Annotated in this window: 14 protein-coding genes; 11 read left to right on the forward strand and 3 right to left on the reverse strand. The window is 58.9% G+C overall.

Annotated elements, in window-relative coordinates; genetic code table 11:
* The first annotated feature begins 264 nt into the window (after positions 1–264).
* The 6 genes from E1180_RS09445 (at position 265) to E1180_RS09470 (ending at position 7,472) form a co-directional block, all read left to right on the forward strand.
* Complete coding sequence (locus E1180_RS09445; protein WP_155190932.1) at positions 265–1,737, forward strand: hypothetical protein; 1,473 nt, start codon at positions 265–267, stop codon at positions 1,735–1,737.
* Positions 1,738–1,862: 125 nt separating this feature from the next.
* On the forward strand, positions 1,863–3,008 hold the full coding sequence (gene ccmI, locus E1180_RS09450) for a c-type cytochrome biogenesis protein CcmI (protein ID WP_155190933.1): 1,146 nt from the start codon (positions 1,863–1,865) through the stop codon (positions 3,006–3,008).
* Between the two features lie 59 nt (positions 3,009–3,067).
* Complete coding sequence (gene ccmE / locus E1180_RS09455; RefSeq protein WP_155190934.1) at positions 3,068–3,514, forward strand: cytochrome c maturation protein CcmE; 447 nt, start codon at positions 3,068–3,070, stop codon at positions 3,512–3,514.
* A gap of 30 nt (positions 3,515–3,544) precedes the next feature.
* Entirely contained in the window at positions 3,545–5,533 is a 1,989-nt protein-coding gene (locus E1180_RS09460) for a heme lyase CcmF/NrfE family subunit (protein ID WP_155190935.1), read from the forward strand.
* Positions 5,534–5,537: 4 nt separating this feature from the next.
* Complete coding sequence (locus E1180_RS09465) at positions 5,538–6,017, forward strand: cytochrome c-type biogenesis protein (RefSeq protein ID WP_155190936.1); 480 nt, start codon at positions 5,538–5,540, stop codon at positions 6,015–6,017.
* Between the two features lie 219 nt (positions 6,018–6,236).
* Positions 6,237–7,472, forward strand: coding sequence for a bifunctional alpha/beta hydrolase/OsmC family protein (locus E1180_RS09470; RefSeq protein WP_155190937.1), 1,236 nt, complete (start codon positions 6,237–6,239; stop codon positions 7,470–7,472).
* Positions 7,473–7,491: 19 nt separating this feature from the next.
* On the opposite strand, the gene E1180_RS09475 is transcribed toward E1180_RS09470, so the two are convergent.
* Complete coding sequence (locus tag E1180_RS09475) at positions 7,492–8,571, reverse strand: DUF2336 domain-containing protein (RefSeq protein ID WP_155190938.1); 1,080 nt, start codon at positions 8,569–8,571, stop codon at positions 7,492–7,494.
* 272 nt (positions 8,572–8,843) lie between these two features.
* The gene (locus tag E1180_RS09480; RefSeq protein ID WP_155190939.1) at positions 8,844–9,842 is read right to left on the reverse strand and encodes a DUF2336 domain-containing protein; all 999 of its coding nucleotides are present in this window, start codon (positions 9,840–9,842) and stop codon (positions 8,844–8,846) included.
* Between the two features lie 126 nt (positions 9,843–9,968).
* On the opposite strand from E1180_RS09480, the gene E1180_RS09485 reads away from it, so the two are divergent.
* From E1180_RS09485 to E1180_RS09505, 5 genes are all read left to right on the forward strand, one after another.
* On the forward strand, positions 9,969–10,631 hold the full coding sequence (locus tag E1180_RS09485) for a glutathione S-transferase (RefSeq protein WP_155190940.1): 663 nt from the start codon (positions 9,969–9,971) through the stop codon (positions 10,629–10,631).
* A gap of 147 nt (positions 10,632–10,778) precedes the next feature.
* Entirely contained in the window at positions 10,779–12,302 is a 1,524-nt protein-coding gene (locus E1180_RS09490; RefSeq protein ID WP_155190941.1) for a Do family serine endopeptidase, read from the forward strand.
* A gap of 183 nt (positions 12,303–12,485) precedes the next feature.
* On the forward strand, positions 12,486–13,172 hold the full coding sequence (locus E1180_RS09495) for a response regulator transcription factor (RefSeq protein WP_155190942.1): 687 nt from the start codon (positions 12,486–12,488) through the stop codon (positions 13,170–13,172).
* Positions 13,156–14,610 (forward strand): sensor histidine kinase, encoded by a 1,455-nt coding sequence (locus E1180_RS09500; protein WP_208997044.1) that lies wholly within the window; start codon positions 13,156–13,158, stop codon positions 14,608–14,610. The genes E1180_RS09495 and E1180_RS09500 overlap by 17 nt, the downstream gene beginning before the upstream one ends.
* Positions 14,564–17,569: a bifunctional [glutamine synthetase] adenylyltransferase/[glutamine synthetase]-adenylyl-L-tyrosine phosphorylase gene (locus E1180_RS09505; RefSeq protein WP_155190944.1), complete on the forward strand. Its 3,006-nt coding sequence runs from the start codon at positions 14,564–14,566 to the stop codon at positions 17,567–17,569. The genes E1180_RS09500 and E1180_RS09505 overlap by 47 nt, the downstream gene beginning before the upstream one ends.
* Positions 17,570–17,575: 6 nt before the next feature.
* Here the strand turns inward: E1180_RS09505 and E1180_RS09510 are convergent, their stop codons facing one another.
* Positions 17,576–19,912 carry a PAS domain-containing sensor histidine kinase gene (locus E1180_RS09510; RefSeq protein ID WP_155190945.1) on the reverse strand — a complete coding sequence of 779 codons (2,337 nt, stop codon included), beginning with the start codon at positions 19,910–19,912 and terminating at the stop codon, positions 17,576–17,578.
* Positions 19,913–20,016: the final 104 nt, after the last annotated feature.

The raw sequence follows: 20,016 nt of genomic DNA on the forward strand, positions 1-20,016 counted from the left end.
TGCCCGCTCCAGACAGGCCATCTCTGTCTTTCCTTGGGCATGTTGGCTAAGGAAGCTTTTGCGGACCTGTATCGGCTGGCGGACGGCGGAACGCCTCCCGAAAATCTGCGCGGCGGCTGTATGATTGCGGCGATATGATGGAAGCGTCTGCAAGCGCTCCGAATTTCCTGAGCCGATTCAACCGGGTATCGGCACTCTACATAATTGATTAAGGCTTGTGCGTATAAGATCCATCGTTAAAGAAACCGATGGTCGGCGCCTTGAATGGAATACTCTGAGCAGCTCGAGAACAAGATCAAAACCTATTTGGGCAGCCTTAGTCCGAAGGCGGTTGAAGCGCTTGTCCGCAATCTGGAGCGCGCCAAGGCTCAACGGAACGCCGAACCGCACCTAACCATGATTCTGGCGGCAGCCCTTGAGCTTTTGCGCGGGCCGTCGTTCGACGCGCCGGACATGCCGGGCGGTGCGCAGCGCAGGGGTCAAATCCAGCGCATGTTTTTCGCGCCGCTCGATGAGTTCCTGATCAACGAGTTTCTGCCATCCCGGCAGGAAGGCCGCATTCACCGCGGCTATCTGGACAAGGTCTGGAAGTGGCTTGGCCGGGACGTCATGGCTAGTGATGTCCGGATGGTGCTGGAGCAGGCGGGAAATGCCGCGGTCAGCGGTGAACGGATCGACAGCCTGGTTCAGGCGTTACGGACCCGGTCCGTCGATGCGATCGGCGAGGCACTGCGGCGAGGGGACACCTCGGAAAAAGAACACCGGCGCATGGGCATAGAACTGGGCGGCGGGCGCGGGATTGCGGAAGTCCGCGACATTCAGAAGATTTTCGGCGCCGAACGGTGGCTGGTTCCCTTGCTCAACACGATTCCAGACCGGATCAATGAGCACCGTCTCAAACGCGATCATGATGTCCTGCGGCTTGTCGACAAATGTTCGGTCCGCTTTCCCGATCATGTTCCGGTGCTGGCATCCGCGCTCGTGGAACGGGCTGAAGCGCCAGCTGCTCTGTGTACATTCGCTGGCCGGCTGACAGGCGACAGTGACCCAAAAACAATCGCAAATTCCCAGTTCTCGCCCTTTGTCGACGTGGTCATGAGCGAGGCGGAGCGGTTGCAGATCCTTGCGCTGGAACATCGTCAGCACAATCCGGATCCCGTTGCCTTCTCACAGGCACTTTCGGAATACCATGCGTTGGTTCGCGGTGTTGAACGGGACATGGATCTGTCCGTTACTGGAAAGTGGCAGCAGCAGTTGTCCGGCACAAAGCGCACTATCTCCGATGTGGTGACCCGCGAGCTCAACAGTGCCCATGGCGCTATCCGCCGGGCATTGCAGGTTCCGAAGCTCAAGGCCGACGGAACTCCGGACATTGATCAGACCGCGATAAACGATGCGGTTCGTGCCTTGCGCGTTGTCACCATGGCGCGCAACGCCTCCGAAACGCTGGCGGTCAACGATGTCAGCAAGCGGACCCGCCAAGCGGTGGAGCAGACACTTGAGATTCTGACCCGGTCCCTGATCGCCGATCTTGAAAAGGCACGTGGGCCTCAAGTGGACCAGCAACAGGCTGCTGCCGATGCCGCTATCTTATTGTCGGAAATATATTTCGGTGAGGACTATGCGGCGCAACTCCGGCGCAGCCGGCAGTCCGCAGCTACCAAGGCTAAAAACTCCGGAGTGATTCCGAGTAACCCGGAACGCAAGCTTGTGTCTTCGGTCCTGAAACGGGCGTAACGCGCGTTTTTTTCCAGGCATCCGGAAGGTCATTTTCAACCGCTCACAGGATTGGGGCGGCGCGACCGCCGGTCACATCCGGTTTGTCTTGATTTTGCCCCGAAGGAATTGTCTAACGTCCAGTCATGATGTTGTGGATTTTGATTGCTGTGCTGACAGCTGGCGCAGCCTTGGCGGTGCTGATACCGCTCCGGCGTCCGGTCGAGCATGCGTCTGACCGGCGGGCCGATCAGGCTGTTTACAAAGAACAGCTTGCGGCGATTGATGCGGAACTGAAACGCGGCCTGATTGACGCTGAGGCGGCCGAAGCTGCCCGGACCGAGACAGCGCGCCGTCTACTGGCTGCCGCGGAAGCGGAAAAAGAGACGACAGCAGTGTCGAGCAGCCGGTACCGGGTGCGGGCAGCGCAGCTTCTTGCCATCTGCTTCACACCGGTAGCAGCGCTTGGCCTTTACATGGTGCTTGGATCTCCCGATCTGCCGGATCAACCGCTGGCGGGCCGCCTCAATGCTCCCATGGAAAATCAGTCGGTCGACGTTCTGGTGGCCCAGGTCGAACGGCATCTTGCTGACAATCCGGAAGATGGGCAGGGCTGGGCGGTGATAGCGCCCGTCTATATGTCGATGGGCCAGCCGCTACGATCCGCCCAGGCCTATGCGAACGCATTGAGGTTGCTGGGGCCGAATGCTGAATGGTTTACGGAGCTGGGGGAGGCCCTGACCGTTGCTAATGAGGGAATGATAACGTCTGACGCGAGATCAGCATTTGAGCAGGCCGTGGAACTCGACAGTGCGCCGGTCAAGCCGCGTTTCTTTCTGGCTCTTGCCTTAAGCCAGGAGGGCAAGGCGGAGGCGGCTGCCGAAGCGTGGACCAGCCTTCTGGATGGCGCGGACGAGCGCGCTGCATGGGTTCCCGTGGCGCGCGCAGAGCTTGCAAAGCTGCGCGGGGAAGCTCCCCCGTCCGAAACAGGCCCGGCAGTAGAGCAACCGGCCGGCCCGACCGCGGAGGATGTTGCAGCAGCTGGCGAAATGATGCCAGATGAACGTGAGGTCATGATCCGCAGCATGGTGTCCGGACTGGCGGCCAGAATTGACCAAAATGGGGGCTCCGAGGCGGAGTGGTCTCAATTGATCCGCTCCTACATGGTTCTTGGCGACCAGGGAAAGGCCGAGGCAACCCTCAAGTCTGCCGAAGAGGCTTTGGCCAATAACCCGGACGCCCTGTCGGGAGTTCGCAACACCGCCAGTAAGCTTGGACTGACCGGATCATAATTGGTGTGCCTGGCTGAAGTGAGGGATGCCGGCCGGCATAGAGAGGACGAAAGACGTAGATGACACGGAAGCAGAGGCGCTTGACCCTGATCGGATCGGCTGGAGCTGTCCTGGCTGTAGCTCTTGGGCTGATTCTCTTTGCCTTGAGCGATCAGATCGTGTTCTTCCAGAGCCCTACCGATATAACTCAAAACGAGCTGCCTGCGGGTCAGCGCATCCGTCTGGGCGGACTGGTGGAAGAAGGGTCCGTGGTCCGCTCGGATGACGCAAAGGTGAGCTTTCGCGTCACCGACATGGAAAATGTGATCCCCGTGACCTACAAAGGAATTTTGCCGGACCTTTTCCGTGAAGGGCAAGGGATTGTCACGGAAGGCGTGGTCAATGCCAATGGTGTTTTTGTTGCTGATACCGTGCTTGCAAAACACGACGAGAATTATATGCCCAAGGAAGTTACCGAGGCGCTGAAGGACAAGGGGCATTGGCAGGGCGATGAAGCTGCCCAGTAAATTTCGAACCGGATAGGACACGTCTCATCAATGGTCATTGAATTCGGGCATTTTGCCCTTGTACTGGCTTTCATACTGACACTGGTGCAATCCGTGGTGCCCATCTGGGGTGCCCTGACCGGTGACACACGGCTGATGGCGACAGCCTCCCCGGTTGCGCAGGCCCAGTTCATTCTGGTGCTGGTGTCATTCATTGTGCTGACCGGCGCCTATCTCAATTCGGATTTTTCGGTCGTCAATGTGTGGGAGAACTCCCATTCGGCCAAACCGCTGCTCTACAAGTTCACCGGTGTTTGGGGCAACCATGAAGGCTCTATGCTGCTTTGGGTCCTCATTCTCGTGTTTTTCAGCGCCCTGGTTGGCTTATTCGGCGGGAATCTTCCGGCGGACCTGAGAGCGACAACCTTGTCGGTGCAAAGCTGGGTCACGGCCGGTTTCGTTTTGTTCATCCTGGCCACATCCAACCCGTTTAACCGGATCCCCAACCCGCCAATCGAAGGCAATGACCTCAATCCGATCCTCCAGGACATCGGCCTCGCAATTCACCCGCCGCTGCTTTACGTCGGTTATGTCGGGTTCTCGATTGTCTTCTCCTTCGCGGTTGCCGCGCTCATCTTGGGGCGCACGGACGCGGCTTGGGCAAGATGGGTCCGGCCCTGGACGCTGCTTGCCTGGTGCTTCCTGACACTCGGCATCGCCATGGGGTCCTACTGGGCCTATTACGAGCTTGGCTGGGGCGGCTGGTGGTTCTGGGACCCGGTTGAAAACGCGTCCTTCATGCCCTGGCTTGCGGGCACCGCACTTCTGCATTCGGCCATCGTGATGGAAAAACGCGAGGCCCTGAAAGTGTGGACCGTGCTCCTGGCCATCTCCACCTTCTCGTTGTCGCTGCTGGGCGCGTTCCTGGTCCGCTCCGGTGTCTTGACCTCCGTCCATGCGTTTGCCACGGATCCGGCCCGGGGTGTCTTCATCCTGGTGCTCTTGTGCATCTTTATCGGCGGATCTCTGGCGCTTTATGCGTGGCGGGCACCCATGCTCAAGCAGGGTGGTTTGTTTGCCCCGATCAGCCGGGAAGGCGGTCTTGTCCTGAACAACCTGTTCCTGACAGCGGCAACCGCGGCCGTTCTGGTTGGAACGCTTTATCCACTCGTTCTGGACGCACTCACAGGTGAGAAGATCTCCGTTGGCGAGCCGTTTTTCAACCTGACCTTCGGCCCCCTTATGGTGCCGCTCTTGATGGCTGTTCCTTTTGGTCCGGTCCTGTCCTGGAAGCGCGGAGACCTACTCGCCGCGACGCAACGGTTATATGTGGCATTGGGCCTGGCGCTCCTCGTGGTCCTGTTCACCTTCTGGCTCTGGGGCATGGAGCGCGTTCTGGCGCCACTCGGGATCGGTCTTGCCGTTTGGGTGATGGCCGGCGCCGTGTCGGAAATCGTCACACGCGTGAAATTTTTCGAGATCGGCCTGAAGCGCGGCTTCTCTCGGCTCGCCGGTTTGCCCGGCTCGGCCTGGGGTACGGCCGTGGCGCATTTTGGGGTTGGCGTGACCGTACTTGGCATTGTGACCGCAACCGCGTTTGAATATGAACGCATTGAGACCATGCGGGCGGGCGATACGGTCACGGTATCGGACTACCAGGTGACATTTGACGGCGCGGCTCCCCGGCGTGGGCCGAACTACACGGAAGATGTCGGGCACTTCACCATCCGCAAGGGCGGGGTGACGGTTGCCGAGCTGGATCCGTCGAAGCGGTTCTACACGGCACGTCAGATGCCGACGACCGAAGCGGGAATCTACACCACCGGTTTCAGCCAGGTCTACTTGTCCCTTGGGGAAAGCAGGGGGGATGGCGCCATGGATGTCCGGGTCTATTTCAAACCACTGATCACACTGATCTGGATTGGCTGCGTGATCATGGCGATTGGGGCGGTTCTGTCCATGGCCGACCGGCGTTTGCGGGTTGGTGCACCGAAACCTGCGGCAAAACGGCGGCGGACGTCTGCCGTTCCAGCGGAGTAGCACTATGATCAGGTCCCTGCTGAGCGCGCTCACGATCTTGCTGGCAGCGCTTCTCGTCCCGGCGCATGCGATCGCGCCGGACGAGATCCTGGAAGACCCTGCGCTTGAGCAGCGGGCGCGCGCGCTTTCGACCGAGCTGCGTTGCATGGTATGCCAGAACCAGTCAATCGACGACAGCGATGCGCCACTCGCCAAGGATCTGCGCGTGCTGGTGCGCGAACGTCTGGTTGCTGGAGACAGCGACAGCGAAGTGATCGATTACCTTGTTTCGCGCTATGGCGAGTTCGTGCTCCTGAAGCCCCGGTTTGCCTGGCACACCTTGTTCCTTTGGGCGGCCGGTCCTCTAGCTCTGATTGCCGGCATCATCGCGATTGTTTTCCTGGTCCGGCGCCGGGGCAAGGGGTATGCGGAAAAGGTGGTTGCCCCGTCCGGTCTGTCCAGCGAGGAACAGAAAAAGCTGCAGGAGCTGCTGGACCGGGATTAAAGCGTTTCGCGTTCAATCGAGCTCAAAGTGCTTCGTCTTTTGCGTTGACATGGTCAATTCCAGGAAGCCAAAGACGCATCTGACCAAAAGCGGTTTGCTGTAGGCTTTGGACATCTCTTTGAAGGTGTGTTCACACGCTCAGCACCAATGCGTGACTTGCATGACATACCCGCATGCTTACCTCTGGATCTGATTTGATGATCTGCTGGAGGGAAAGCCATGGCACAACGGCCTTTGAAACTGGAATTTGACGGGTCGCACGGCGCGAAACTTGCCGCTCGTCTGGATCTGCCAGCCGGAAAAATCCGGGCCTTTGCGCTGTTTGCCCATTGCTTTACGTGCTCCAAGGATATTCCAGCCGCACGCCATATCGCAGGTGCGCTGGCAGGCGAGGGCATTGCGGTTCTCCGGTTTGATTTCACAGGTCTTGGCGGCAGCGGCGGCGATTTTTCCTCCACTGGCTTCTCCTCCAATGTCGAGGATCTGAAACACGCGGCGGAATTTCTGCGTCAAAATTATCAGGCCCCGCAGATCCTGATCGGGCATTCTCTGGGTGGTGCGGCCGTTCTGGCTGTTGCCGGGAGCATTCCCGAGGCCCGCGCTGTCGTGACAATTGGTGCCCCTTCCGATGCGGATCACGTGATCCATAACTTTGCCGGATCTGTCGAAGAGATTCGGGAGAAGGGCGAAGGGAAAGTTGATCTGGCCGGCAGGCCCTTCACCATCCGCCGGGAGTTCCTGGAAGACCTGGAAGCACAAACCGTCCGCGACAAAGCGTCAAAACTCGGCAAGGCGCTGCTCGTCATGCATGCGCCTTTGGACGAAACAGTCGGGATCGACAACGCCACGAACATCTTTGTCGCAGCCAAACATCCCAAAAGCTTTGTATCACTGGACAAAGCCGATCACTTGCTCAGCCGCAGCGAGGATGCCGCCTATGCGGCGCGGGTGATCGCGGGCTGGGTCAGCGGATATCTGGACGCGGTTCCGGGGGACGAGGCGGTTGCCACCGGGCAGGGCGTTGACGTTGTCGAAACGGGTCAGGGAAAATTCCAGGCGATGGTCGCCAGCGGCCGACATCATTTGATTGCCGACGAGCCGGAAAGTTACGGCGGCCTCGATAGCGGGCCATCGCCCTATGAGTATTTGTCAGCTGCCCTCGGTGCTTGCACTGTCATGACCCTGCGCATGTATGCCGACCGGAAAAATCTTGCGGTCGACCGGATCGGCACCAGGGTCCTGCATGACAAGGTTCATGCCGCTGATTGCATGGATTGCGCTGACGAAGTCCGGGAAAAAGGCGGGCGGATCGACCGGTTTGAGCGTTTGATCACCCTTGAAGGCGATCTTGACGGCGCCACCCGCGCCCGGATGCTGGAGATCGCCGATAAATGCCCGGTCCACAAAACACTGGAGGCAGGAGCGGCCATCATCACGCGTGAGGCCGATATTTAAGGCACGAAACTTTCAGTGATCAGGCAGCCTGGGCCGCCAGCGTGGACAGGCGGATCTTCATGAAGGACAATAGCCTGCGGGCATCGCGGGCGGACAATGTCTGGTAGTCGTTCAACCATTTTTCCGCAGTGCTTGAAGGCTGCTTGTTGTGCACGGCCCTGGCCTTGCTCAAGGCAGCGTAATCCGCATCCTCAACACCCATGGCCCGGCACAGAACCGCAACGCCTGTCGCGTCGTAGCGGACCATCACGTTGGTAATGTATTTCTGCTCCAGTCCCGCCATTTCCGACAGAAGAAAGCAGATATCGAAAAGGTTGTTGGACAGTGCGAGCTGTGTGATGGCCTTGCCGAGTGTGCGTTGACCGGCGCGGATTTCCTTCAACGTCGCCTTGGCATTGATCCGTGTCGCCTTGCGCTCAAGCTTTGAGCTCGTGACCGCCCTGCTTGCCTTTTGGAACAGGTCGTGGATAAGGGTTTCGTTCTGTTCCTTCAGCTGACGGATCTTGGCCTGCTGGGCCTCCGGCATACTTCCGATCAGCTTTTCGTAATCGGCCTCGGTTATGTCGGAGCGCTCCATCATGGCATCACGGATCTTTTCATCCGCGCCTGACAGCTTGATCAGCAGCCGTGAGCCCCATTCTGAAATCTCTGCGCCAGGGTTGGCCGCCACAGACTGTTTCACCGGGCTTTCGCCGCGCTCAAGAAGCACGTCGGTGACTTTGGATTCCAGGTTCTCCCGCTTGGAGATTGCGAGAAGGTGGCCCTGGCCCATGGTCTTGGCCAGCCGCATGATGTCGGACGTATCCAGAGCATTCGACGAGGTCAGCATCGGCCGGGCGATATCGATTTCTTCCTTAGCAAGCGCATAGGCAAGTTTTTGGGATGTTGTGTCGATCGGAGCCAGTTTTTCAGAAATCTGCTGTTTTTGGTCCTCGTCCATTGTTGGCAGCATGTTTTCCAGAACGGTGTTGAAGAGCGTGATCTCTTCGGTCTGGTAGCTCTCGGCCCCGGACACGAACAGCTCGGTCACATGTTCGACCAGCTGATGGCGTTTTTCCGGGGTGCTGTCTTTGGCGAGTTCGAGGATATCATTCAGCATTTTGACTGCCACTTGTTTGTTTCGAGCGAAACTTAACGCACAGACAGTTACTGTTTGGATAAGTTCGAATACAAAATGCGCAGCATTTGAATTTGAACTGTAAAAAATAACAATTTTTTGGGCTTATTCGGTCCGGTTAAGCCCAATTTTGCGCGCTTAGATGTCAATTATGTCTATATTTTTCTGTAAAACTGACAGGGTGTGTTGTCTTGTGACGTTGGGAAAGTTTTGGCGGTCTGGCCAGGTGGATTGCCGTTCCGGTTGTGCGGAAATCAGGCTGCCTGTTCCTGGTTGCCGACGCGGAGTTTCACTTTCATCAAAGCCAAAAGGCGGCGCGCATCGGTTTCATCCAGCATGTGGTAGTTGGTCAGCCACTTGCTGCCGGTGCTTTCCGGAAACTTGAGATGCTTGCACCGCTCCTTGCAAATGGCCTGATATTCTTTCGCACCGATTCCGGTTGCCCGGCAGACCGTGGCAATACCGGTGGAATCGTAGCGCACCATGAGATTGTGGACGTATTTCATGTCCAGGCCGGAGAAGAAGCTCAAAAGCGCGACCGCGTCGAGAAGGTTGTGCTCGACGGCCATCTGGTAGACGGCCTTGTTCAAGGTGGTTTTTTTCATCCGGATGCCTTGCAGCCATGCCTTGGCACTGATCCGGGCGGGGCGGCGTTGCAATTCGCTGCCAGCTGGAATTTCGCCGTCATCCTTGAAGAGGTCTTCGATCAGTTCCTCATTTGACTTGCGGAGATGGCGTATCCGTTCGCCGAGTTGCTTCGGCATCTCCTTGACCAGCATCTCGAAGTCGTCTTCGGAAATGTCGGCGCCGAGGTTCGCAGCGACCGTATGGCGGACCTCCTTGTTGCCGCGCTTGACCAGAATTTTGCTGATGTTGTTGCTGATATGCTCACGGCGGGCGAGGGCAAGCAGATGGCCCTGGTCCATGTTCTGGGCAATGTCTGCAAGATCCGCATCGGTTAAGGATTTGGAGCGTTCCAGGATCGATTTTGCAACGGGCAGGTCGTCCTTGGCCATGCTGGCAGCCAGTTTTGCGGACAAGGCAGGCACGTCCGCAAGCGCTTGCGACATGCTTTCACGCGCATTCAGGGACAGTGAATCATAAACGCCTTCCAGCATGGAATTGAGTAGTGCTGCCTGGTCGGAATCTGCAGCATGGGGGCGTGCGGCGAGGAGCCCGGTCACGTGGTCGGCGAGCTGGTGTTTCTTTTCCGAAGAACTGGCTTTGGCAAGTTTTAGAAGAGACTCGTCCATGGCCCGACTTTAACGCGAAAGAGTTACCAAATTGGCTTTACAGGATGTCAAAGATAATGCCGAATTTGTCTTAACGCCAAGTTTGTGGCCATTGACGTGCGCTTTGTGTGTTGTACATCCACGGCCATGACGACGCTTCCGATCCTCTATTCATTCCGCCGTTGCCCCTATGCCATGCGGGCCCGTCTTGCGCTTTTGTCCAGCGGCATGACGGTAGAACTGCGCGAAATCGTTTTGCGGGACAAGGCACCGGAGTTTCTGGAAACCTCACCCTCCGGCACCGTTCCCTGCCTGACGAATGAAGGCCGGGTCATTGATGAAAGCCTAGACATCATGCTGTGGACCCTTGAGCAGCACGATCCCGAGGGGTGGTTGCAGCCGGCAGGCGGCACTCTTGATGAGATGATCGCGTTGATCAGTACGTGTGATGGACCGTTCAAGCGTCATCTGGACCGGTACAAGTATGACACACGGTATGCGGACGCAGATCCGGTCGTGGAGCGGACTGCAGCGTCGGAGTTCCTGCTTTCATTGGAGGAGCGCTTGAAAGGCCAGCCATGGCTGTTCGGCCCGAAGGCGTCGCTGGCCGATTTCGCGATCCTTCCTTTTGTACGGCAATTCGCCAATGCCGACCGTGCATGGTTCGACGCCGAAGACTGGCCGGCCTTGAAAGAATGGCTGTCCGGCTTCGAAACATCCGGCCAGTTTCAAGCCATCATGCCGAAATGGTCCAAATGGCATGCCGGAAACGCACCGGTATTCTTCCCGCTAGAACAAGCAGTTACCTAAGTTCTTTCACAGCTTACCAAATTGTAATCCGCCCGACAGGCAGCTGTAAGGCAGCGTTTCCTATCTTCAAATCGAACAGGAGCGCGCAAGTCTCCGTGTGCGTTCTGCAAGTGACCTTCAACGAGACTGTCGAAAAAGGATTTGAATATGGAAAATGGTCGGTCAGTTTCCGTCTTGCGCCGCCACCGTGCCAAATTACTGGCCGGTGCCTTGGCTCTCGGCACCGCGGGCATTCTCACCGCGCAGACCGTAATCCCGAGCCAGCTGGCTCTTGCCGAGCCGGTTCGTGTTGATGCGGCCGCCCCTGCTGATTTCTCTGATGTTGTGCGCACCGTAAGCCCGGCTGTTGTCAGCGTCCGGGTCAAGCAGGCGGCCGAACCGCGCATGATGAACTTCGGCGGCAACGACAGGTTCCGCGACTTTTTCGAGGACCTGCCCAACGGGCATCCGTTTGAACGCTTCTTCCGGGAATTTGGCGAGCGCGGCGATGAAGGCCGGTCCCAGCGCCGGGCACCGCGCCAGTTCGGCATGTCCCAGGGCTCAGGCTTCTTTATCTCCGCAGACGGCTTTGTCGTCACAAACCAGCATGTGATTGACAAGGGCACGGAATTCACCGTGATTGGTCAGGATGGCGAAGAATATGCCGCGACCCTGATCGGCGCTGACAAGCGCACCGACCTTGCGTTGCTGAAGGTCGAAGCCGATGAAGACTTCACCTATGTCGATTTTGCGGACGATGCTCCGGAAGTGGGCGAATGGACCGTTGCCATCGGCAACCCGTTCGGCCTTGGCGGCTCTGTGACAGCAGGGATCGTATCGGCGCGCGGCCGTGATATCGGTGCCGGTCCTTACGATGACTTCATCCAGATTGATGCGCCGGTCAACCGCGGCAACTCCGGTGGCCCTGCGTTTAACATGAATGGCGAAGTAATCGGCGTGAATGCCGCGATCTTCTCACCGTCCGGCGGCAATGTGGGCATCGCTTTCGCGATCCCGGCATCCACCGCCCAGGACGTGATCATGGAGCTGAAGGATGGCGGGACGGTCGTTCGTGGCTGGCTTGGCGTTCAGATCCAGAATGTGACCGATGATATCGCTGAAAGCCTCGGGCTTGACGAAGCGCGCGGCGCGATCGTTGCCGAAGCTCAGGAAGGCAGCCCCGCTGAAAAGGCAGGTCTGCGCTCCGGCGATACCATCCTGGCGGTTGACGGATCGGTCGTCGACGGTCCGCGCGATCTGTCCAAGATCATTGCGGCCTTCGAGCCTGACACGGATGTCGACATCACGGTCTGGCGCGACGGACGTGAGACAGACATTACCGTGACCTTGGGCCGCTTGCAGGATCAGGAACAGGCCTCCGTTGCCCCTGCGGTGGAAGAAACCAAGACCAGCCTGGATGACCTCGGCCTGGTGCTGACAACCAAGGCTGAAGCCGGGCTGGGCGGTGACGGCGTCGTCATTACCGATGTTGATCCTGATGGGCCAGCCGCTGAAAAGCGCTTGTCCGCAGGGGATGTCATCCTCGAAGTTGCCGGTATGAAGGTATCGTCTCCGGGCGATGTCCAGGACGCCTTGAAGAAGGCGGAAGATGAGGGCCGCAAAGCCGTCCTCTTCCGGGTGGAAAGCAACAACAACACGCGGTTCGTCGCCTTGCCGATCAACCTCGCCTGAATTCGGATGCCGGATCCCCCGGTCCGGCTCCGATAGGCAAGGCCGGTCTGCCCTCTGCCCCCAACCCCGACAGACCGGTTTTGTCTTTTCCGGCTGGCAGCAGCACTCTCACATCCATTGCTGCTGCCAGCCCGCTCTTTTCTCACCATTTCCAATCTCAGCAGCACAAGGTAATAAGAAGACATGTTGAGAATTCTTGTGATCGAAGATGACCCGGAAGCCGCAGGCTACCTCGTGAAGGGCTTGAGCGAACTCGGGCACACCGCCGACAAGGCCGGAGATGGTGAAACAGGCCTGCAGATGGCGCTCGACAGCCGGTACGACATTCTGATCGTGGACCGGATGCTGCCGCGTCTCGACGGCCTGTCCGTGATCCAGCAGTTGCGCCAGGCCGCAAATCACACACCGGTCCTGATCCTCTCGGCTTTGGGCCAGGTCGACGACCGGGTTAAGGGATTGAAAGCGGGGGGCGACGATTACCTGCCCAAGCCGTATGCCTTCACCGAGCTGCAGGCACGGGTCGAAGCGCTGGCCCGCCGTCCGAAATCGGCCAGCCAGGTCGAAACGACATACACGGTCGGCAATCTGACCCTCGACCGCATGGCCCATTCCTGCAAGCGCGGAGATGTGGAAATCCCGCTCCAGCCCCGCGAGTTCAGGCTTTTGGAATATCTCATGCAAAATGCCGGTCAGGTCGTGACCCGGACCATGCTTCTGGAAAATGTCTGGGAGTACCATTTTGATCCGCAAACCAACGTGATTGACGTTCACATTTCCCGTTTGCGCAGCAAGATCGACAAGGGTTTCGATACGCCCTTGCTCCACACGATCCGGGGCGCGGGATACACCATTCGTGACACGGCTCACTAGATACACACGCACGACAGCCTTCAAGCTGTCCCTGCTGTACCTTGGCGTCTTTACGGTCCTGTCTGCAGGGCTGCTCTACTATGTTGCCCGCAATACCGATCATCTGATGTCCGAGCAGGTGGTGCAGACCGTTGACGCGGAGCTCAAGGGCCTCTCCGATATTTATGTGCGCGGTGGTGTGCGCGCGGTTGTCGAAACAATCGACCGCCGTTCCCGTCATCCGGACGCCAGCTTGTATCTCCTGACCGACTTTGCCGGAAACGCACTTGTTGGCAACATCGCGCGCCTGCCCACCATGGTTCTTGAGGAGGCGGATGGCGGCCTGCGCCGGGTCCGCTACACGCGCATGGGTCCGGATGTGGAGGATATCGAGCGCCAGGCCATGGTGCGCACATTCGAGCTGCGCGGCGGTTACCGGCTGCTGGTCGGCCGGGATCTTGGTGATCAGCTCCGTTTCTCCAACCTGCTCGGAAATGCCTTGCGGGTCTGGCTGATCGGCGTTGTCGTTATGGGCGTCATGACCTGGGTGTTCGTAAGCCGCCGGGTCATGAAGCGGATCGATGAAATGTCGGCCACCAGCCGGACGATCATGAATGGCGACCTGTCCGGCCGTCTGACGGTCCGCGGAAATGACGACGAGTTCGACCGCCTTGCCGTCAACCTGAATGCCATGCTCGGCCGGATCGAGCTGTTGATGCAGTCGATGCGGGATGTGACCGACAATATTGCGCATGATCTCAAGACACCGCTCACCCGCCTGCAGACCCGCGTGGAAACCGCGCTTCGCGAGGCCAAGGGGGAGGACGGGTACCGTGAGGCGCTGGAATCGGTTCTCGATGACGGGGACCACCTTTTGCGCATCTTCAATGCCCTTTTGCGGATCGCCCGGATTGAATCCATGGCGCCCGGAGCGGACATGGAGCCTTCAGACCTGAAGGCCCTTGTTCTGGAAATCGCGGACCTCTATGAGCCGCTCCTTGAAGACGAGGGCGGTCATTTCGAGATAGACGTGTCCGATGGTCTGAAGACCGTTTGCAACAAGGATCTGATCAGCCAGGCGCTGGTGAACCTGATTGAAAACGCCCTCAAATACGGCCACCCTGAAAACGGGTCGTTGATTGTCAGCCTGTCCGCCAAATCAGACGGCGGCCGGATCGTGCTTTCAGTGTCCGACAATGGTCCTGGAATTCCCGAGGCGGAACAGGACCGTGTGAAAGACCGCTTCGTTCGTCTGGATGACAGCCGGACAGAACCCGGGACGGGCCTTGGATTGAGCCTCGTCAAGGCGGTTGCACGCTTGCATGGCGGAGAGTTGCGCTTCAAGAATGAGGCACCGGGCCTGACTGCTTCGATTGATTTGGAGCAGGCGCCTGGCCAGGACGGGAGCGATCATGAGCGGCACGACGGATCAGACAAAACCGGAATCCCCACGGCCTGACACGGGCGGTGCGGGAGATCTGGCGGACCGTATCGCAACGGTCCCCCTTGCTCCGGACGCTGAGCGGGCGCAGCTTTTCCTGAAAGACCTCCTGGACCATCCGGCTGCGGGAACTGAGCTGTCCGCACTCATGAGCCGCACGCCGGATCTGGAAGGGTTTCTGCTCGGGATCATCGGCAATTCGCCTTATCTTCGGGACCTTATGCTGACCGACCCCGCGCGTCTTGTGGCGATCTTGAGCGATGCGCCCGAAAGCAGGCTCAGCCGGATCCTTGCTGAAGCAGAAGCGGCCCGCGCCGAAGACGAGGCCGACATCATGAAGGTGTTGCGCCTGTTGAAGCAGGACCTTGCGCTGACGCTTGGATTGGCGGATATCGCAGGCGCTATTGGGCTCAACCGCGTCACCCATGCTCTGGCGGGTTTCGCCGACGCCTCTTTGACGGCGGCCATTCGCTTTTGCCTGGATGACCTCACCCGCAGAAACCGCTTCCAGCCAAAAGACCCAGAGCGGCCGGAAATTGGCAGCGGGCTGATTGTTCTGGCCATGGGAAAGCATGGCGCCAATGAACTCAATTACTCCTCAGATATCGACCTGATCGTTCTCTATGATCCGGCCATTGCTCCCATGGCCGGGTCAGCGGAAGCGCCGGTCGAATTCGTCCGTTTGACCCGGCGCCTGGTCAAGATCATGCAGGACCGGACAGCCGATGGATATGTCTTCAGGACCGATTTGCGTTTGCGTCCGGATCCCGGTGCAACACCGCTGGCCATGTCGGTTCCGGCAGCGCTTGTCTACTATGAGTCGCTTGGCCAGAATTGGGAACGCGCGGCGCTGATCAAGGCACGTGCCTGCGCAGGCGACATTGAGGCAGGCAACGCCTTTCTCCACGAGATCGGACCCTTTATCTGGCGCAAATATCTCGACTTTGCCGCGATTGCCGATGTGCAATCCATCAAGCGCCAGATCCACATGCACAAGGGGCATAGCGTGATTGCGGTTGCCGGCCATAATGTGAAGCTGGGCCGGGGCGGGATCCGTGAAGTCGAGTTTTTCGTGCAGACCCAGCAATTGATCGCAGGCGGGCGCAATCCGGCCCTGCGCGGGCGCCGGACTTTGGACATGCTGGACGGTTTGCTGGACGCCGATTGGATCCGCCCGCGGGCGCGGGACGAGCTCAGCGAGGCCTACCGTTTTCTGCGTACGGTAGAACACCGCATCCAGATGCTGAATGATGAGCAGACCCAGCTTCTGCCCAAGGACGAGGACGGGCTGATGCGTGTCGCCGCGCTTATGGGCTACGACACGCTGAAGGCGTTCGAAGCGGTTTATATGACCCACCTCAAGAACGTCCAAAGCCACTATGCGGACCTGTTTGAAGATGAGCCGGGCCTGTCATCCGATCTCGGAAATCTGGTTTTTACCGGGGATGATCACGACCCGGACACTTTGGAAACCCTGGCAAGGCTCGGGTTCAAACAGCCGGGCGATGCAGCAGCCATCGTCAAGTCCTGGCATTTCGGACGGTATCCATCCACCCGCTCCACCAAGGCACGGGAAATCCTGACCGAAATGCACCCGGCTCTGATCGGCGCCCTGGCGGCGACTGACAATGCCGATGCAGCGCTTCGCGCATTTGATGCGTTCTTGGCCAAACTGCCTGCGGGTGTGCAGCTGTTTTCGCTGTTGCGGTCGAACCCGCACCTCCTGACCTTGCTGGCAACGGCGATGGGGGCGGCACCGCGAATGGCCGATACGGTGTCGAAGCGCGTGCATGTTCTTGATGCCGTTCTGGATCCGGCCTTTTTCGGGGCTATGCCGAGCGTGCGCGAGTTTCGCGTGGGCCTCGATCGCACGCTGTCGCAAGCCCGGTTTTATGAAGAAGCCCTGGACCGGGCCCGCATCTTTACTCAGGAACAGCAGTTTCTTATTGGCCTGCGACTTATCTCCGATACGCTGTCCTCCGGCCGTGTGGGCTATGCACTGGCCCGGCTGGCCGAAGTGGTGGTGGAACGGATCCTGTCCCAGGTCATCGCCCATGTCGGCGAAACCCATGGAGTGGTGCCCGGCGGCAATGTTGCCGTGCTTGCCATGGGCAAACTGGGCGGCCGGGAAATGACAGCTGCCTCGGACCTCGATCTCATCCTGCTTTACGAAGCCCCAGAAGATGTGAAACAATCCGATGGCCGCCGGCCCATGCCGGTCTCGCAATATTACACCCGCCTGACCCAGCGGCTTGTCACGGCCCTGTCCGCGCCGACCGCCGAGGGCACTCTTTACGAGGTTGATTTCAGGCTGCGGCCCTCCGGAAATGCCGGGCCGCTTGCAACCAACCTGGATGGGTTTATCGCCTATCAGAAGAACGATGCATGGACCTGGGAACATATGGCTTTGACGCGGGCGCGGGTGATTGCGGCCTCATCGCCGGAGTTTTCCGAGAAGATAAGGCACAGCATTTGCCATACCCTGACGAGCCAGCGTGACCGGCCAGTGCTTGCCGACGATGTCCGGTCCATGCGGGCCAAAATCGAGAAAGAAAAGGGCACAAAGGACATCTGGGACCTGAAACAGGTGGCCGGCGGCCTGGTTGACATTGAATTCATTGCGCAGTTCCTGCTGCTCGCCAACGGGCGGGGGCATCCAGAGATCATTACCCAGGCAACGGACGATGCGCTTACGATCCTGCGCGAATCCGGTTTCCTGAGCGTTGGTGACGCGGAAGTTCTACTGGAGGCGCTGGGTCTGTATCAAAGGCTTACACAGGTCTTGCGCATGGCCCTTGACGGAAAGTTCGAGCCGCGGGACGCCCCGGGCGGGGTTCTCGATCTTCTGGTTCAGGCGTCCGGAAGTCCGACATTCAGCCGGCTGGAAGCCGATTTGGCTGACCGGCAGCGCCAGGTGCGGACCGTCTTTGAGCGGCTTGTCGGACCCGTTGAGACTGTCGATACCAGCAGAGATTGATGCAGATCACGCCGCCATCGGCAGTGTGAAGCTGACCGTCGTTCCTTTTTTCAGTTCCGACTGGATTGTCAGGCTGCCGCCGTGCAGTTCGACGAGCGAGCGGGCAATAGCCAGTCCCAGTCCTGATCCCTGGTGGGTTTTCGTGAACTGGTTCTCGACTTGAACGAAAGGCTGGGCAAGCCGTTCAATGTCGCGCTCGGAGATGCCGATACCGGTGTCGGTAACTTCAAAGCGCAACTTGTCACCCCGTGGGCGGGCCTTCAGGGTTACCGTGCCGTTGTCCGGCGTGAATTTGACGGCATTGGCCAGAAGGTTCAGGAGGATCTGCTTGAGCGCACGCTTGTCAGCGTGAATCATGAGATTGTCCGGCACATCGGCAGATACTGAGATGTTTTTCTCGGTCGCGGCGCCGGTGACGATCCGGCCCGCATCGGCGGCGGCTTCCGATGCGCTAAGGACTTCCGTTTCGATGGTCATCCGGCCAGCCTCGATCTTTGACATATCCAGGATGTCATTGATCACGTTGAGGAGATACGTGCCGGAGGAATAGATGTCCTTGCAGTAGTCGGAATACCGGTCCTGCCCAAGCGGGCCGAACATTTCTTGGGTCATGATGTCGGAGAAGCCGATAATCGCATTCAGCGGTGTTCTCAGCTCATGGGAAATGTTCGCCAGGAACTCCGACTTGGACTGGTTGGCAGCTTCCGCGCGGGTTTTTTCTTCCTGATACTTGTCTGCAAGGTCCACGAGCTGGCGGGCTTGAACTTCCAGCGTCTGGCGGGATTTTTGAAGGTCAGCCACAGTATTCTTGAGCCGTTTTTCCGACTCCATAAGCTTTTCTTCGTGCTTCTTCAGCGCGGTAATGTCCGTGCCGACGGAGACGAAGCCGCCGTCCTTTGTGCGGCGCTCTGAAATTTGGAGCCAGCGGCCATCTTCCAGCTGGGCCTCGTAGGAGCCTTCCGGCGAGCCGCCGCGCTGGGTCACGGTGAGCCGCTGGGGCGCAACTTCCGCATTGGATGCGGCTGCCATGACCGTCTGGTAGGGCGTGCCCGGCTTGATGACCGTATTCGGCAGGCTGTGCAGCGCCTGGTAATTGGAATTGCAGATGATCAGTTCGTTCTTGGAATTCCAGAGAACAAAGGCTTCCGAAATCGTCTCGATGGCGTCGCGCAGCCGGAGATCCGCCATCCGGCTTTGTTCGGCCAGCTTATGCTGCTCGGTGATGTCGATGCAGATCCCGATCAGGTGCGGCTCTGCGCGGCCCGGTTCCGACTGGATCTCGCCACGTGCGCGCAGCCAGACCCAGGACCCGTCAGCGTGACGCATCCGGAAGGTTTCATCGACCAGAGTTTCACCGCTTTCCAGAAGGTGCTCGGCAAGGCCGAGAAGGTCGATGTCATCGGGATGGGTGATGTCATCCACATCCGCAAAGCTGAGGATGTCATCCTTTGGCGTGCGCCCAAGCATTTCATACAGCGAAGAGGACCAGAACATGCGGCCGCGGGACAGGTCCCAGTCAAAGAGGCCGCAGCGGCCATGGGTGAGAGCGGTGTCGATCCGCGCTCGTGTGGCGGCATACATGTCATCGGCATTTTCCGCACGGGTTGCTTGGCTGAAGAACCCGTAGAGGACGGCCAGAAGCACGAGCGACGTGCCAACGAACAAGGTCACATTCGCGGAGAGATCTTCGCGCCAGCCCGCAAAGATCGCCTGTTCCGGCTGTAGAACGGCGACCATACCAAGCCGGCCGTCAAGATGGTGGACGGTTGCAAGAACACCGGTGTCTTCATCACCGTAGCCAAGGTCGACGGGAACGGACATCACGCCGGCGCGCGCGCCAAAGACAGTAAGGGGCTGTGAGGGGCCGAACAGTCCGGTGATCGGACGGTTTTCCAGGGCAGGGCGGGCTGGAGCGGTTGCGATGATCTCGCCGTTGTCGTCGGCAACCACAAAGATCCGCTCATTCAGGGTCGCCCCGGTGGGCAGGCTGTCCGCAAGAAGGCGCTTTAAGTTCGTCCGGTAGCCGACGTCGGGCAAGGACGCTTCTGAGCCATTCAGGTTCGTGGCGACCACAGTGGTCATCAGACTGAGGCGTTCGCGGGCCATGTCTTCGGTGATCTTGTAACCGGAGGCAAGATCACCTGCCCGAAAGAGCGCAAGAACCCCGATGAAGGTGATGGCAAGCACCGGGATTGCGCGGCGCCAGATGCTGTCGGTCTTGGCGAGGCCGGCAATAAACCGGGCAGCCATTGAGGTCAGCGGCACAGCTGGTCCAGTTGCTGTCTTTTCCGACTCCGGGTCGTCCCGCCGCGTGGTTGCGTCGCCAGTCAATGCTCGCGCCATTGGAAGTGTGCCTCAAATTCCGCCGCATCGGGGCCGCCCCCCGAATCACTTCCATTTGAATCAAATGCCGATGATTTGTCCAGTACACGGTAAGAAGAAAATGG

Origin of the sequence: Roseibium denhamense, from assembly GCF_009711415.1 — a bacterium.
Classification (GTDB): domain Bacteria; phylum Pseudomonadota; class Alphaproteobacteria; order Rhizobiales; family Stappiaceae; genus Roseibium; species Roseibium denhamense.